2 protein-coding genes are annotated in these 1,351 nt (G+C 66.8%); both read right to left on the bottom strand.

Annotation, left to right across the window (positions count from 1 at the left end; genetic code table 11):
• Positions 1-313: GTP-binding protein (locus ACIPIA_RS16400; RefSeq protein ID WP_400511038.1), on the bottom strand; the 313-nt coding region annotated here is incomplete at its 3' end.
• A gap of 98 nt (positions 314-411) precedes the next feature.
• On the bottom strand, positions 412-1,296 hold the full coding sequence (locus ACIPIA_RS16395; protein WP_400511037.1) for a LysR family transcriptional regulator: 885 nt from the start codon (positions 1,294-1,296) through the stop codon (positions 412-414).
• Positions 1,297-1,351: the final 55 nt, after the last annotated feature.

The following is a 1,351-nucleotide window of genomic DNA, read 5'->3' as shown; positions in this document are numbered from 1 at the left end:
TCAGCAGGTAGTCGAATTTCTTCTCCTCGGCGAGGCGGCGCACCTCGCTCAGCAGGTCGTCGCGCAGCGTGCAGCAGATGCAGCCATTGCTCATCTCGACCAGGCTCTCCTCGGTCTTGGAGAGGTTGGCGCCGCCCTCGCGTACGAGGTCGGCGTCGATGTTCACCTCGCTCATGTCGTTGACGATGACGGCGACGCATCGGCCCTCGCGATTGTTGAGGATGTGATTGAGCAAGGTGGTCTTGCCGGCGCCGAGAAAGCCGGACAGGACAGTGACCGGCAGGCGCCGGTCAACGTGGAATGGAGAAGTCATCGGAGACCCGGTGCGGTGAATGGTAATTTGTTACATTATAACATATCATCAATGTCAACCGCCGTAACTCAGCCGGTCGGGCATCGCCTCGATGTGTCTCAGGAGGTGTAGTTGCCCGCCAGCGCCAGAAAGGCGGCCGCGGACTTGGCGAGATAGCGCTCCTTGTGGCGCAGCGCGAGGAAGCGGCGCTTCGGCAGCGGCAATTCCACGGTGGCGAGCTTGCCGGCCGCGATGGCGTTGGCGGCCACGAGCCGCGAGATCGCCGTCATGCCTGCGCCGGCGGCGACTGCGGCGCAGATCGCCTCGTTCGACGGCAGCTCCAGCGCGATGGCGAGGTCCGGCGGGGCAAGGCCCAGCCCCGGCAACGCCGCCTCGAACATCGCCCGCGTTCCAGAGCCAGGCTCGCGCAAGATCCAGGAACCCTGCTTCAGTTCGGCGGGGGACGGCGGCGCCTGCGTCCAGGGATGGTCGGCCGGGGCGACGATGACGAGTTCGTCCTCCGCGACGGGCACCATCGCGAGAGCCGGGTCGTCGATCTCGCCCTCGATGAAGCCGAGATCGGCCGCGCCGTCATGAATGGCCGTGCTCACCGTCTCGGTATTCCCGATCGCGAGCGAGACGGTGATGCCGGGATGGTCGAGGCGAAAGCGCTGGATCAGGGGCGGCAGCCAGTAGTTCGCCACCGTCTGGCTGGCCATCAGCGCGAGCGAGCCGCGGGCGAGACCCGAGAGGTCGGAGAGGACGGCTTCGGCCGCCGCGGCCCGGGTCAGGACGGCGCGGGCCTCGCTCAGGAACAGCCGCCCGGCGTCGGTGAGCGCGATGCGCCTGCCGATCCTGTCGAACAGCTTGGTCGCGTAGCGTGCTTCCAGCGTCGCGATCGCCGAACTCACGGCCGATTGCGTGAGGTTCAGGGCGTTGGCGCCCTGCGTCAGGTGTTCGCGTTCGGCGACGGCGATGAAGATGCGGAGCTGCTCGAGCGTCATGCGCCCGAGCTTACGCGGCGAGCTTCACCAGCAGAAGGCTGAAGCAGGCGATGAA

Origin of the sequence: Allobosea sp. CER48, assembly GCF_044752385.1 — a bacterium.
Classification (GTDB): Bacteria; Pseudomonadota; Alphaproteobacteria; order Rhizobiales; family Beijerinckiaceae; genus Allobosea.
Note: the sequence above shows the minus strand (reverse complement) of the source record. Positions and strands in the feature narration are given on the sequence as shown.

What these genes read in the sequence shown, in the direction of transcription:
- ACIPIA_RS16395 (WP_400511037.1), bottom strand. Translation starts at nt 1,296, where the DNA reads ATGACGCTCGAGCAGCTCCGCATCTTCATCGCCGTCGCCGAACGCGAA.